Here is a 13,718-nt window from a genome sequence, read left to right as displayed (position 1 = left end):
TCAACCTTCTTTCAGCGGCGGGAAGTTCGGGGGTCGTTTCTCGAAGAACGCGGTGATGCCCTCGATGAGATCGGGCCGCACCATGGATTCGTGCATCAGGGTCTCGGCGCGGGCACTGACATCGCGCACGTCGTCGTGGGCGTCGCCGTAGAGCTGACGTTTGATGACAGCCATCGAGGCCGGTGAACAATTGCGAGCCAGATCTTCGGCGTACTCCAGCGCCCGGCTCAGCAGATCTTCCGGCGCCACAACCTCTTTCACCAAACCGAGCGCGACGGCTTCCTCGGCGAAGAAGGTCCGTCCGCTCAGCAGCAGGTCCGCCGACGCGCCCCAGCCGGCCAGTCTTGGCAGGATCCAGGTGATTCCGTACTCGCCGATCAGCCCGCGACGGGGAAAGGCGGTGGCGAATTTCGCTCCGGCGGCGGCGAACCGGACATCGCACATCAACGCGTGCGTGAGCCCGATGCCGACGCACGCCCCGTTGATCGCGGCGATGACAGGCTTGCGCAGTTCGGTCAGGAAATGAGGGTGACGTTCGCCGACGATCTTGCTGACATCGGTGTCTTCGTTGATGCTGGCGCCCAGATCCTGCATGGCGCCCATGTAGGCACCCGCGCAGAACCCGCGGCCGCTCCCGGTCAGCACGATCACCCGGACCGCCGGAGCAGCTTCGGCGCGATCGAAACTCGCGTAGACGCCGGCCGAGATGTCCGCGCCCCAGGAGTTCAGCCGATCGGGGCGGTTGAGGGTGATGACGGCGACGCCGCCATCGGTCACCTCGTAGAGAACAGCCTCGGTTCCGACACTGTCAGCGACCGTCATCCGCCGATACCTCCCCGATGCCACACCAGCCGTTCAGACATACATACTGTATACCTATCGGTAGTGCATTCCGCAAGCCCGGCGTTGGTGCCGCGACCTGCACAAAGGCGGTTCAGGAATCGATCAAACCGAGCTTGCGATAAGCGGTCTCGATCTGGGTCTTCGCCGCATCCGGCAACAATGCCTGGGGCGGACGGGAGTGCGGGTACTCGCCGACAGGCAATCCCAGCACCGACGCCGCGTGTTTGAACGCGCCGGCCCAGTGGGTGAAATAGTCGGCTCGACCCGGATAACAGGTGAACCAGGAACCCATGTCCAGGCCGAACTGGTCCAACCCGGACTCCCGGCCGAAGTCCATCGCCTCGATGAGCCGGTCGGCGTACACCAGATCCCAGTACTCGGTGAAGATGCGGCGTTGCGGGGTCTCGTAGAGGTATCCGGCAGTGCCCAACTGGGCCGGGCAGACGATGCCCTCACGCAGCCAGCCGGCCCGGTACACCGTGGTGTCGCACTCCCAGACCGCCAGGTACGGCGCCAGCTCGTGTAACCGACGGCTCGCCGCCGGCCGGAAGGCGCCCTCCTTGGTGGCGCACACCGCTGGGATTGCCTCGGCAATCCGGGCGCTCTCGTCCGGTGCCAGGACATAGCCCGATGACGGGGAATTGAACATGCCCAGAGCGATATCCGTGCGTTCGGCGATATAGGAGAAAAAGCGAAGGACGCCCTCCCCCGCGTGCGCCTCCATCATGGGGGTCTGGATGTAGACGATGTCGGCGCCCGCATGTTGGGCGTGCAGCGTGAGCTCCAGGCAGTCCTTGGCCGACGTGGCCGCAGTGCAGGCCTGCACGACCACGTCCGGGTTGGCGCGGCGCCCCTCCTCGATCGCCACCTCGAGCAGTTGCTTGCGCTCGGCGAGGGTCAGCGCCCAGAACTCGGCCAAACCACTGGTACACCAGAGCATCTGATGACCGAGATCGCCGACGCAGTAGCGCACCAGGTACCGGTAGGCGTCCCAGTCGATATCGTCGCCATCGGTTCCACAGAACGGGGTGTAGAGCGAGTCACCGATCCCGCGCAAGGCTGAGCGAGCCCAGTCCCGCGCGTCGGCTGCTGTTGCCATATCGCCCCCTAGATAAAGTCCGATCCGCCGTCCACGTTGACGTTGGCGCCGGTCATGTACGAGTTGCGTTTGGACGCCAAAAAGGCTGCGACGGGACCGATTTCACCGGGAAGACCGGCGCGCGGCAGGTGGGCCGGATGTCCGAAATGCTCGTCGATGGCAGCCATCAACGCATACGGATCGTTGCCGTCGACACCTACCGTGTCGGCCCAGCCTCGCAGCGCTTCCGAGGAGATGCTGCCCGGCGAGACCACGTTGACCATGATCTCGTCCTTGGCCAGCAACAGCGACAGATTCTTGGACACGCTGTTCAGCGCCGCCTTTGCCGCCGTGTAAGCCGGCAGCCGAGTGCTCTGCCGCTGGACCGAATGCGCGGAGAAATTGACGACGCGAGCCCATTCCGCATTGCGCAGCAACGGCAATGCTGCCCGTACGCAGCGCACCATGCCCATCAGGCCGGTGTCGAATGCGTCCTGCCACTGGTCGTCGGTCAGCTCTTCGAAGTTGCCCGCGGCGCCGGGGCCGACCGTGTTGATCAAGACGTTGAGCTCACCCCAACGCGCGCCGACCTCGGCGAACGCCTGCTCGACCTGGGCGCTGTCCGACGTGTCGGCGACGATCGCCACCGCCTCCGGCGATCCCAGCCGACCCAGCTCCGTTGCGGCAGCGTCGAGTACGTCCCGGGACCGCCCGACGATCGCTATGCGCGCGCCGTCCTCCGCCAGACACTGGGCGGTGGCAAAACCCATCCCGCGGCCACCACCCACGACAACGGTGGCCGCACCTGCGAACCCGAGATCCATGGCCTGAATAACCCCCCGGTCGCTTCGCTCCTGCCCGCCGGACTCAGGAACCCGTCCAATTGGGCGCCCGCTTCTCGGCGAAGGCGATCGCCCCCTCCTTGGCGTCATTGGAGGAGAACACCGGTCCGAGCAGTTCGCCCTGCTTCTTCCACATCTCGTCGGCCGACCACTCCGAGGATGACGCGATGATCTCCTTGGTCACGGCCACGGCGAGGGGGCCGTTGGCGGTGATCCGATCGGCGAGCTCGAGCGCACCGTCGAGCGCCTCACCGGGCTCGGTCAGCTTGTTGACGAAACCCCACGCGGCGGCTTCCTCTGCGGTGAAGCTGTCGCCGGTGAGCGCGAGTTCCATCGCCTTCTGGTACGGAATGCGCTGATGCAGTCGCAGCAGGCCACCGCCACCGGCGACGAGACCACGCTTGACCTCAGGGATGCCGAACTTGGCGACCTTGGAGGCGACCACGAGGTCGGTCGCCAAGACCAACTCGGTACCACCGGCGAGCGCGAACCCCTCGACCGCGGCGATCAGTGGCTTGCGCGGCGGACGCTCGGTGAAGCCGGCGCCGCGGCCGGGAACGTAGGGCAGCTCCCCCGATGCGAACGCCTTGAGGTCCATGCCGGCGCAGAAGTTTCCGCCGGCGCCGGTCAGGACGGCCACTGACAGTTCCGGGGTGTCGTCGAGTTCGTCCATGGCATCGGCGAGGCCCTGGACCACCGCGAGATTGAACGCATTGCGCGCTTCCGGACGATTGATCGTGATGATGAGCGTGCGACCCCGACGCTCCCGCAGAACTACTTCCGACACCAACTGCCCCTTCGCTTGCGGCCCAATTACCCGGAAAAGCCTACTATAGGGGTTACAGTAAAAAGCCGGAACCCCGTCCACCGCCCCCGAGCGACGCCTCGGCGCCCACTGTGGACGGCAGCAACAGAGAGGCTACCGGTAAGCTCGACAGCGACAAGACCCCGCGACACGCGCACATTGGCGCAGTTCAGGTGGTGGCCGGCGGTAAATTCACCTGCGATTGACCCGCGGCACAGGGACGGCTTGAGCAGAATCGATTTCGATGGAGGTGCCCGCAGTGGCAAAGCAACCGACGGCTGAGAAACGTCAACGGCGCGAACGCGGGTCCATCAATCCCGAAGACATCATCAAGGGCGCATTCGAACTCGCCGAGCAGGTATCGATCGACAACCTCAGCATGCCACTGCTGGGCAAACATCTCGGCGTCGGCGTCACGAGCATCTACTGGTACTTCCGCAAGAAGGACGACCTGCTCAACGCGATGACCGACCGCGCACTCCGCGAGTTCGTGGTCGCCACCCCTTACGTCGAAGCCAAGGACTGGCGCGAGTCGTTGGCCAACCACGCCAGGACCATGCGAAAAGCCTTCATGGGCAATCCCATTCTGTGTGATCTCATTCTCATTCGCTCCGCCCTGAGCGCCCGTGCCGCACGCCTCGGTGTGCAGGAGATGGAGACCGCGATCTCGGGCCTGGTGGAGGCCGGGTTGCCGGTCGAGGACGCCTTCGACACCTATTCGGCCGTCTCGGTGCACGTGCGCGGATCGGTTGTGCTGCACCGTCTCTACGAGAAGAACCGGGCCAACGACAACGCCCCGGGCGACTACGAAGAGACCATGGTCATCGACCCGGAAGTCACGCCGCTGCTCGCACAGGTCACCAACGAGGGACACCGCATCGGCGCGGCCGACGAGAAGAACTTCGAGTACGGCCTGGAGTGCATCCTCGACCACGCGGCCGCGCGGATCGCACAACCGACCGCGACCAAGACCAAGCGCAAATAGGCGCAGCCTTCACCTGAGCCGAAGCCGCCCCCTGGCGCTTCGGTCGCTTCAGCGAAAACCCACCAACCCGGATTTCCGTTCGCGGCCGGGCGATTTCGCGTACCCACCACTCCCCGGCAAGCCGGCACCCAGCGAACCCGGCCGTCACGTCATCGCCGATTGTTACATTGACAAATGTAACAGTCTGTGGTGACGTAAACCGCGTGACCGCAGTTGCCTCACCCGACCTGCCGGCTGTGCCCAGCGGCCGTTCTCTGCGTGCCGTCGTCGCGGCCGCCACCACCCGCTGGACGTTGGGCTGCCTCACCGGCGTCATCCCGATGAACCGACCGGGAGTGTGGTTTTCCCGCGGACTCATCGCCACCATCATGGGGACGTTGGGATCGATGCCCGACGGCACCAGGGTCATCCCGGTCCGCCGACCCGGAGTCCGCGGCGAATGGGTGATCGGTCCGGGGGTGAAGTTCGGCACGCGCGCCGGGTATTACATCCACGGCAGCGCCTACGTGATCTGTTCGGCGCACACCCACCGCAAGCTGGTGGCACAGCTGTCCCAAGCCACCGGCATGCCGTTCTTTTCCGTCGACTACCGCCTGGCTCCCGAACACCGATTCCCGGCCGCCGCCGACGACGTCGAAGCGGGCTATCGGTGGTTACTCGCGCAGGGATATTCGGCATCGGACGTCGTGATCGGCGCGGACTCCGCAGGTGGGCACCTGACCTGCGAACTGCTGCTCCAGCACGCCGACGAACCCGGCTTCCAGCCCGCCGGAGTCGTGCTGTTCTCCCCGCTGATCGACCTCACCATGGAACTCGCGCTGCAGCAGGAACAGGTGCGCCGCGACCCGGCCATGTCGGCGACGGCGGCGCGGCAGTTGGTCGGGCTGTACACGGCGGCACAGAAGCCGGACCAGCCGCGGCTGCGCCTCGACTTCGAGAAGGCGGATCGCCTGCCACCCATGCTGATCCAGGTCGGCGAGTTCGAAATGCTCAGCGCGGACGCGCGCTACCTCGATACCGAGGTCACCCGGGCCGGAGGGGTGAGCACCCTCGAAGTCTGGCCCGCCATGGTGCACGTTTTCCAGGCACTGCCCCGGCTTGCGCCCGAGGCAGCGACGGCACTGCGGCGGGCGGCGGGGTTCATCTCCGCCGTACTCGCGGACGACCGACCCGATACCCAGATGGAGGTGTGCTGATGTTCGGAATCGACATGCTGCTCAATGCTTTTCGTGGCACCCGGCGTTGTACTGACGCGAAGGCGGTCGTGACCGGCGCCGGTAGCGGCATCGGGCGGTCGTTCGCCCTTGAGCTCGCCCGGAGGGGTGGCGAGGTCATCTGCGCCGATATCGATTCCGACCGGGCCGACGAGACGGTGGCACTGATCGACGAACTCCCCGCTGGCAAGGGCCACGCCGTGGTCTGCGACGTATCCGATCGCAGCGCAGTCGAGCAGTTGGCCAAGCAAGCCGCCAGTGTTTTCGGCGGCCCACCGACCCTGGTGATCAACAACGCCGGCGTCGGCGTCGGCGGCAAGCCCGTCGGCGCCATCGGATTCGAGGATTGGGACTGGGCGCTCGGGATCAATCTGTGGGGTGTCGTGTACGGGTGCGAGGTCTTCACGCCGATCCTGCGCGAGGCCGGCCGCGGCGGGATCATCAACGTGGCCTCGGCAGCGGGATTCGCTGCCGCACCGTCGATGGCGCCGTACAACGTCTCCAAAGCGGGCGTGATGTCGTTGTCAGAGACGCTGGCCGCCGAGCTCGCCGGCGCGGGTGTAGCGGTTACGGTGCTGTGCCCGACTTTCGTGAAGACCAACGTCTTTCAGGACGGCCGCATCACCCCCGGCTCGATGAACCTCAGCCAGCAACTGGCCCGGTGGACCGGGCTGTCTCCGGACAACGTCGCAGCCCGCACCCTGGACGCGCACGACAGCGGCCGCCTGTACGTGGTGCCCCAGATCGACGCCACCGTCATCTGGCACCTGAAGCGGCACTTCCCCGGTCTCTATGTCCGGGGCGCCGGGCTGCTCGGCCGAGTACTCCCCAAAGACTGAACCCTTCCCGACACCTGCTCTACCGAAAGGAAGCACCATGGCGATGGATCTCGACAACATGCTGCAGATGATCAAAGACCGGCAATGGGCCCTGATCGACATCGACTGGGACGCACCGGGAGCCGAGCTGATCGAACCCGAACTGCACGCCAAGCTCAAGCCGTTCATGACCGACCTGATGTGGATCGAGAACGTCGGCGCTCGCGGTTTTGCCGCACTGGCGAAGAAGGCACCGAATCCGACGCTCAAGAGCATCTACGAGCATTTCCACGCCGAGGAACAGAAGCACGCCAACGCCGAACTCGCCTTGATGCGTAGGTGGGGCATGCTCGAGGACGACGAGATCCCGCCGCCGAACGTCAACGTCCAGTTGGTCATCAACTGGCTCGACAAGCATTCCGACGGAATGGGTCTGACGTTCCTCGGCACCGTCATCCCCATGCTCGAGGTCGCGCTGGACGGGGCGCTGATCAAGTTCATCACCGATGAGGTCAAAGATCCGGTGGCGCAGGAGGTGTTCAAGCGGATCAACTCCGACGAGTCCCGGCACCTGGCCGTCGACTTCGAGGTGATGGACATCCTCGGGCATGCCGACATGCGCAAGCTGCTGATAGAGCTGGTGGGCGGCTGGATCAAGCCCACGTTCCTGGTCGGAGTGCTCAGCTACTTCCCGCTGCTGAACAAGATGCGCGACAACATCGTCGAGATGGGTGTCAACGAGGACCGGCTGTACCAGGCGATGCGCAGGTTCCAAAGCGTGGGCGAGCGAAGCGAATTCGCCCGCCGATTGCCGATGTACCGGCTCATCTCGTGGCAGAGCCGCAAGGTGATCGACCGGACCTCCAAGTACCACTGGCTGGCCGATTCACTGGTCAAGATCACCGGAGTGATTCCGATGTCGTTGGTCGAGAACACCCCGACCTGGTCACAGGAACTGACCTACGAACCCGTCGCCTGAAGGAAGCCCCTCACATGACCATCTCTGTTGCCATCATCGGTGCCGGATTCGCCGGCATCGGCGCGGCTATCCGGCTCAAGGCCGAGGGCGTCGAGGATTTCGCGATATTCGAGCGCGATTCCCGAGTCGGCGGAACCTGGCGTGACAATACCTATCCCGGTGCGGCGTGCGACATTCCATCCCGGCTGTATTCGTACAGTTTCGCTGCCAACCCGGACTGGTCACACACCTATTCGGGCAGCGCCGAGATCCTGGAGTACATCGACGGCATGGTCGAGTCGTCCGGCCTCGCCCCGACGATCCGGTTCGGGCACACCGTCGTCGGTATTTCCTACGACGCGGAGGCCGGCGAGTGGACCGTCGACCTCGAAGGCCGGGAACCGGTGCGGGCCCGGAGTGTGATCGTCGCAGCCGGTCCGCTGGCCAACGCCAGCTTCCCGAACATCCCCGGGATCGACACGTACGAAGGCCACAAGATCCACAGCGCCCGGTGGGATCACGATTACGACTTCACCGACAAACGGGTCGCGGTCGTCGGGACCGGTGCCAGCGGAGTGCAGATCGTGCCCGAGCTGGTGAAGACGGCGAAGTCGGTCAAGGTTTTCCAGCGGACCCCCGGGTGGGTGCTGCCGCGGATCAACACTCCCACCAGTGGCTGGCTCAAGCGCCTATACCGCAACCTCCCGGTGACCCAGAGCCTGATGAGAAGCGTCTGGTACTGGGGACACGAGTCGGTTGCCCTCGGCGTGGTCTGGGACACCCCGTTCACCCGGCTCGTCGAGGCGGTCAGCAGCGCCAATCTCCGTCTGCAGGTGAAGGATCCGTGGTTGCGGCGCCAGCTGACGCCGGATTTCTCCGCCGGATGCAAGCGGCTCCTGATGACCAGCGAATACTACCCCGCCTTGCAGGCCGACAACTGCAAGCTGGTGACCTGGCCCATCGCTCGGCTGTCCCCCAACGGGATTCGCACCGTCGAGGGTATCGAGCACCAATTCGACTGCATCGTGTTCGCCACCGGGTTCGATGTCTGCAAGACCGGCACCCCGTTCCCGATCACCGGCATCGAAGGCCGTGAGCTGGCCGCCGAATGGAGTCGCGGCGCCTACGCGTACCGCAGCGTCGCGGTGTCGGGTTATCCCAACCTGTACTTCACCTTCGGCCCGAACTCCGGCCCCGGACACAGTTCGGCACTGGTGTATATGGAGGCTCAGATCAACTACATCGTCGAGGCGATCTCGACGCTCCTGCGGCACGAATGGAAATCGCTGGATGTCCGCCCGGAGGCCCAGAACCGGTACAACGACGACATCCAACGGCGTCTGGGCTCCACCACCTGGAACTCCGGTTGCCAGAGCTGGTATCTGACCGAGGACGGTTTCAACGCGACCATGTATCCGGGGTTCGCCACCCAGTACGTCAATCAGCTCAAGAATCTCGACCTGCACGATTACAAGATCACCGCGGCGGGCCGCGACGACGAGACCGCGGGTCGCGACGACATGACCGCCCTGGCGCAGGTCAGCGGCAGTCCCCTGGCTACCGGATAGGATTCCGGGGTGACCGAGTACCGGATTGACGACCTCGCTCGGGAGGCGGGGACGACAACCCGGAACGTACGCGTCTACCAGGACAACGGGCTCCTGCCCCGGCCCCAGCGTCGGGGCCGGGTGGCGATCTACACCGATCGCCACCTGCGCCAGCTGCGCGCGATCACCCGGTTGCTCAGTGAGGGCTTCACGCTCAAGCACATCATGAAATTCCTGACCGGGTTGCAGCCCGGTCAGAACCTCGTCGATGTGCTGGATCTGTCCGACCTCGAAGAATTGGTCACCGCACCGTGGTCGCACCCGCAGCCACGCACCATGTCCCTCGAAGAGCTGGAGGGACGGCTCGGCGACCTGGACACGTCGATGCTGCGGCGTTTGACCACCCATGGCTTGATCGAGCCCACTGCCGACGAGAACATCTACTCGGTCAGCGATGTACGCCTCATCGATGACTTCGCCGCACTGATCTCCCGCGGAATGCCGCTGGAGATACTCCTGAAAACCAGTACCGCGGTCGACAAGAAACTTGACGCCGCTGCTCGCGAGCTGACCCGCGGCGGGCATACCGAGGTGGTCCGGCAGCGGGGGCCCGGGTGGCTCCCCACCAACGATGCCGAACTCGCCTGGGCCGCTGACCTCGTGGACACCATGCGCAGGGCGGCCCGGCGACTCGCGCACGCCAGCCTCGACCGCGCCTTCGACGAAGCTGTTCGTGCCGAGCTACACGAGTATCAGGCAGCGGGCAAGGCCGACGCCGAAGCAGTCCCGGAGACCACCGACGAACGTGAGCCCGACGGGACCACCCGTCGGGCTCACGTCAAACGAGCTAGACCTCGATGACGACGGCGCCGCCCTGGCCGCCACCCGCGCACATCGCGGCGACGCCGATGCCGCCACCACGGCGCTGCAGTTCGTAGACGAGCGTGGTGACCATCCGGGCACCGGAGGCGGCGATCGGATGTCCGAGGCTGCAGCCGCTGCCGGAGAAGTTCACCAGCTCCTCGTCGAGGCCGTACTTGCGCACCGCGGCGATCGGCACCGAGGCGAACGCCTCGTTGATCTCCCACAGCGCGACATCCGAGGGCTTGAGCCCGGCCCGGCCGAGGACCTTGCCGATCACCTCGACGCCGCCGAGACCCGTGTCCTTGGCGGGGACGCCTACCGCACCCCAGGCCCGTACGGTGGCCAGCACATTGAGGTTCTCCGCAGCCGCATAGTCGTCGCCGACGAGCGCGACAGCAGCGGCAGCGTCGTTGGTGCCGCTGCTGTTGCCCGCGGTGATGGAGAATCCTTCGATCTCCGGGTGCAGGACCTTGAGTTCGGCGAGCTTCTCGGCGGTGGTGCCGCGACGCGGGTGCTCGTCGACACTGAACTCGATGACCGACCCGTCGGGCTGGTTCACCTTCAGCGGCACGATCTCGTCGAGGAACTTGCCCGCGTCGATCGCGGCGATGGCGCGCTGGTGCGACCGCGCCGCCCAGGCGTCCATGTCCTCGCGGGTGATGCCGGCGGCCTGTGCGGTGTTCCAGCCGACCGTGATCGACATGTCGCGCATCGGCGCATCAGGGGTCTCGACGTGCGTCGGGGTCATCCACGGCTCGATGAACTCGATCTCGGGCCCGAAGCCGGGCACCCGCCACTTCATCAGCGGCGACGAGGACAGCGACTGCACACCGCCGGCCACCAGGACCCGCTCCATGCCGGAGCCGATCTGGGCCGACGCGTTACCGATGGCGGTCAGCGACCCCGCACAGTGCCGGTTGACGGCCTGGCCGGGCACCGACTCCCAGCCCAGCGCGTCGGCGGCGTAGCGCGCGATATCGCCGCCGCCGTAATTGGATTCGGCGAAGATCAGGTCGTCGATGACTTCTGGGGAGATTCCGGCACGACGCACGACCTCGGGCAGGACCGTGGTGATCAAGGTTTCCGGCGGCGTGTTGACCAGCGTCCCCTTGAAGGAGCGGCCGATGGCGGTGCGGGCGGCACCGACGATTACGGGTGTGGGCATATGAATCCGCCTTTACGATATCCAGTGATTATGTAAACGTAGCACCCACTGTAGGTGGGTCGGCATGTGGTTGGCTACTGCGGTTCCGGGACGTGGAAATGCTCGTCACGCAGCCGGAACGCCTCTTTGGTGCCATGTTGGGCCCGGGTCTTGACGAAGTTGAACTCACCGGGCGAGAACTGCAGGTTGGTGCCGTAGGCGTGGAAGATGTAGCTCGCCACCTCCTCCCCCTGATACGCCTGGCTCTGCTCGACGAGGCGGAACGCCTCCTTGGCGATCACCACCCCGTCGGCGGGCATCTTGGCCGCCTTGGCCGCCCAGTACTGCGCCCGCGCCGTCACCTGGTCGGCATCGCAGGTGTCCGTGAAGATGCCGAGGTGCTCGATGGAGCCGGCCTCGACGATGTCGCCGGTGAGCAGCATCCGCCGGGCCAGCACCGGACCGAGGCGGTGGAAGAACATGTGCAGGCTGCCCAGGGCCGGGCCGAGGAACCGCGTCGCGGGCATCCCGATCTTGGTGTCACGGGCGATCACCGAGATGTCGGTCATCAATGCCATCTCGAAACCCCCGCCGAGGGCGTAGCCGCTGATCTCACCCACCGTGACCTTGGGGAAGCCCATGAAATTGTGGTAGAAGCCAAACGACTTGCGGTCCACCGTGAGTCGGCGCCGCTGGCTTGGGCGGGACTTCTTGGGCGCGGCGTCCTTCTTTCCCTCTTCGCCATACCAGCCGTACGCGTTGTTCATATCGGCCCCGGTGCTGAACACGCCCTCCGCACCACGCAAAAGCACCACGGTGATGTCGTCGTCGTCGGCCACGATGTCGAGGTAGCGGGCCACCTCGTCGCGCATGGCCGCGTCATAGGAGTTGCGCTGCTTGGGATTGTTCAGCGTGATGGTGGCGATGCGGTGGTCCCCATCGACCTCGAACAGCACCCGGTCATCTGTCATGCGAAATCAACCTCGCTTCAATGGTTTTGTCGTTACCGGCGGCCAGCGTGGTGCGCCGGGCGGCGGTGAGATGGTCGGCTGCGAGCTTGGTGGCCCTGGCCGTATTTCCGTCGGTGATCGCGTCCACCAGCCGCTGGTGATCACGCAGCGCCGCGCGCATGGTTTTCTCGGACATGCCGGCACCGTCTTCCCCGGTCCACACGGACGACTCGTGCGTCGACCAGATCAATTCCAGCGAGCCGATGAGCAGGATCATCGGCTCGTTGCCGCATCGGGACACCAGGGCTTCGTGGAACCTGCGGGCGTTCGGCACGTACTGCGAGGTGTCCTCGAACTGTGCTGCCTGCAGTTCGATCTCGGCCTGTAGGTAAGGCACCACCTCGGTGGCACGGTCCTCCCGGTCCGCGCACATGCCTGCGCAGATCGGTTCCAGACGCAGCAGCGCCTCGCTCACATCGGCGGGTGTGGCAGCGCGGGTCTGCAGCACCATGCCGATCATGTGGGCGGTGCGGTCAGCCGAGGGCATCTGCACCACGGCACCGCCGACGTTTCCGCGGCGCACCGAGATCAACCCGTCCGTCTCCAGCAGATGGATCGCCTCACGCAACGCGGGCGGGCTGACCCCGAACTCCCGGAACAGGCTCTCCTGTGTGGGAAGGATGTCACCCTCACGCAGGCGGCCGGACAGGATGTCGTCGCGCAGTTTGGACGCCACGATCTCGGCAACCCGAGGCTGCCGGATGCGCCGTACGCGTCCTTCCATCGACGACCTTTCCTTGCTAACTTGTACAAGATAGTAACCGCATCGCCTACTGTATGGGCAACTGTATGGATTCGGAAAGGCTGGATTCCAGGTGACTGACGGTTCGGTGACCACGTCCCGCGCGGACGCCATCCTGCGCATCACGCTCGACCGCCCGGAGCGGCGTAACTCGTTGAGCCATCAGATGATCGACGATCTGGTCGCGACCCTGTCGGCAGCCGCCCACGACGACTCGCTGCGCGCCGTCGCCATCACCGGCGCCGCGGAGAACTTCTGCGCCGGAGCCGACTGGGTCGCCACCAACAGCACCGGAGAGCGGCCCCGTACCGGTGACCTGGTCCGGCGGATCCCGCACACCGCGCACCGGATCATCGAGCTGGTGTCCACCATCCAGCTACCGGTGGTGTGCGCCGTGCGGGGCTGGGCGGTCGGATTGGGTTGCAACCTGGCCCTCGCCGCCGACTTCACCATCGCCGACACCGGGGCGACGTTCTGGGAACCGTTCATGAACCGGGGATTCACCCCCGATTCCGGGGCGACCTGGCTGCTGCCACGACTGGCGGGGGTGGCCCGGGCCAGGCGGATGCTGCTGCTCGGCGAGAAGGTCACCGGTTCGCAGGCCGCCGACTGGGGACTGATCCACAGCGCGATGCCCGCCGACGAGTTGGATACGGCAGTCGACTCCTTGGTGGCCCGCCTGGCCGCCGGGCCGACCGTTGCGATCGGACTGGCCAAGCAGGCCATCGCCTACGGCCAGCACGCCACCCTGACCCAGTCCATGAACCAAGAATTGTCCAACCTGGAACTCTCCTGCCGTACAGGCGATTTCAAAGAAGGCCTGGCCGCGTTCCGGGAACACCGCGATCCCGACTTCACCGGGCGATAA

General features: G+C 65.5%; 14 protein-coding genes. 7 read left to right on the top strand and 7 right to left on the bottom strand.

Going from position 1 to position 13,718, the window contains the following annotated elements; genetic code table 11:
• The 4 genes from AC4LGL_RS09365 to AC4LGL_RS09350 all read right to left on the bottom strand — a co-directional run bounded on the left by AC4LGL_RS09365 (position 1) and on the right by AC4LGL_RS09350 (position 3,550).
• The gene (locus AC4LGL_RS09365; RefSeq protein WP_491838465.1) at positions 1–822 is read right to left on the bottom strand and encodes an enoyl-CoA hydratase; all 822 of its coding nucleotides are present in this window, start codon (positions 820–822) and stop codon (positions 1–3) included.
• A 112-nt stretch (positions 823–934) separates the two neighbouring features.
• Positions 935–1,942: a dihydrodipicolinate synthase family protein gene (locus tag AC4LGL_RS09360; protein WP_491838464.1), complete on the bottom strand. Its 1,008-nt coding sequence runs from the start codon at positions 1,940–1,942 to the stop codon at positions 935–937.
• A gap of 8 nt (positions 1,943–1,950) precedes the next feature.
• On the bottom strand, positions 1,951–2,745 hold the full coding sequence (locus tag AC4LGL_RS09355; protein ID WP_491838463.1) for an SDR family NAD(P)-dependent oxidoreductase: 795 nt from the start codon (positions 2,743–2,745) through the stop codon (positions 1,951–1,953).
• A gap of 43 nt (positions 2,746–2,788) precedes the next feature.
• Entirely contained in the window at positions 2,789–3,550 is a 762-nt protein-coding gene (locus AC4LGL_RS09350) for a crotonase/enoyl-CoA hydratase family protein (RefSeq protein WP_003881296.1), read from the bottom strand.
• Positions 3,551–3,812: 262 nt separating this feature from the next.
• Here AC4LGL_RS09350 and AC4LGL_RS09345 point away from each other — a divergent pair, with 262 nt between their 5' ends.
• The 6 genes from AC4LGL_RS09345 to AC4LGL_RS09320 all read left to right on the top strand — a co-directional run bounded on the left by AC4LGL_RS09345 (position 3,813) and on the right by AC4LGL_RS09320 (position 9,951).
• Entirely contained in the window at positions 3,813–4,553 is a 741-nt protein-coding gene (locus tag AC4LGL_RS09345) for a TetR/AcrR family transcriptional regulator (RefSeq protein ID WP_491838462.1), read from the top strand.
• Between the two features lie 203 nt (positions 4,554–4,756).
• Positions 4,757–5,749, top strand: a complete 993-nt coding sequence (locus AC4LGL_RS09340; protein ID WP_491838461.1) for an alpha/beta hydrolase — start codon at positions 4,757–4,759, stop codon at positions 5,747–5,749.
• The gene (locus AC4LGL_RS09335; protein WP_491838460.1) at positions 5,749–6,606 is read left to right on the top strand and encodes an SDR family NAD(P)-dependent oxidoreductase; all 858 of its coding nucleotides are present in this window, start codon (positions 5,749–5,751) and stop codon (positions 6,604–6,606) included. The genes AC4LGL_RS09340 and AC4LGL_RS09335 overlap by 1 nt, the downstream gene beginning before the upstream one ends.
• 37 nt (positions 6,607–6,643) lie before the next feature.
• Positions 6,644–7,564 (top strand): ferritin-like domain-containing protein, encoded by a 921-nt coding sequence (locus AC4LGL_RS09330; protein ID WP_491838459.1) that lies wholly within the window; start codon positions 6,644–6,646, stop codon positions 7,562–7,564.
• 14 nt (positions 7,565–7,578) lie between these two features.
• Positions 7,579–9,111 (top strand): flavin-containing monooxygenase, encoded by a 1,533-nt coding sequence (locus AC4LGL_RS09325; protein WP_491838458.1) that lies wholly within the window; start codon positions 7,579–7,581, stop codon positions 9,109–9,111.
• A gap of 9 nt (positions 9,112–9,120) precedes the next feature.
• Positions 9,121–9,951, top strand: coding sequence for a MerR family transcriptional regulator (locus AC4LGL_RS09320; protein WP_491838457.1), 831 nt, complete (start codon positions 9,121–9,123; stop codon positions 9,949–9,951).
• Here AC4LGL_RS09320 and AC4LGL_RS09315 read toward each other — a convergent pair.
• The 3 genes from AC4LGL_RS09315 to AC4LGL_RS09305 all read right to left on the bottom strand — a co-directional run bounded on the left by AC4LGL_RS09315 (position 9,938) and on the right by AC4LGL_RS09305 (position 12,832).
• Positions 9,938–11,119, bottom strand: coding sequence for a thiolase family protein (locus AC4LGL_RS09315; RefSeq protein ID WP_491838456.1), 1,182 nt, complete (start codon positions 11,117–11,119; stop codon positions 9,938–9,940). The two genes, AC4LGL_RS09320 and AC4LGL_RS09315, sit on opposite strands and share 14 nt — an antisense overlap.
• Positions 11,120–11,193: 74 nt before the next feature.
• Positions 11,194–12,069: an enoyl-CoA hydratase/isomerase family protein gene (locus AC4LGL_RS09310; RefSeq protein WP_491838455.1), complete on the bottom strand. Its 876-nt coding sequence runs from the start codon at positions 12,067–12,069 to the stop codon at positions 11,194–11,196.
• Positions 12,059–12,832 (bottom strand): FadR/GntR family transcriptional regulator, encoded by a 774-nt coding sequence (locus AC4LGL_RS09305; RefSeq protein ID WP_491838454.1) that lies wholly within the window; start codon positions 12,830–12,832, stop codon positions 12,059–12,061. Before AC4LGL_RS09305 ends, AC4LGL_RS09310 begins: the two co-directional genes overlap by 11 nt.
• Positions 12,833–12,923: 91 nt before the next feature.
• Between AC4LGL_RS09305 and AC4LGL_RS09300 the strand changes: the two genes are divergently transcribed.
• Positions 12,924–13,718 (top strand): enoyl-CoA hydratase/isomerase family protein, encoded by a 795-nt coding sequence (locus AC4LGL_RS09300; RefSeq protein ID WP_491838453.1) that lies wholly within the window; start codon positions 12,924–12,926, stop codon positions 13,716–13,718.

It is taken from the genome of Mycolicibacterium arcueilense, from assembly GCF_058536225.1.
This window is presented reverse-complemented; position numbering and strand designations above follow the sequence as displayed.